1 protein-coding gene is annotated in these 290 nt (G+C 42.4%); it reads left to right on the top strand.

The window, feature by feature from the left end:
- A partial coding sequence (locus HC175_RS23130) for an LbetaH domain-containing protein (protein ID WP_479685273.1) occupies positions 1-290 on the top strand: 290 nt, incomplete at both ends.

The raw sequence follows: 290 nt of genomic DNA, 5'->3' as shown, positions 1-290 counted from the left end.
ATCAGATGATCCATTCAGGGACTTTAATAAGCTCACCAAATATTTCAGGCCGTTCGAAAAGGCATCAGCAACTATTGCGGCTTCCGCAGAAATTGGGGAAGGAACTGTAGTTCAGCCGGGGGCTTTTATTGGGAATAACGTGAAGATCGGGAAGAATTGTTTGATCCACGCCAATGTTAGTATCTATGACAATACGGTCATTGGAGATCAGGTGAACATACATTCCGGAACTACCCTGGGAGGAGATGCTTTTTACTATAAAAAACGTCCTGAGGGTTATGATAAATTAA

Source organism: Salinimicrobium oceani, assembly GCF_012037645.1.
This window is presented reverse-complemented; position numbering and strand designations above follow the sequence as displayed.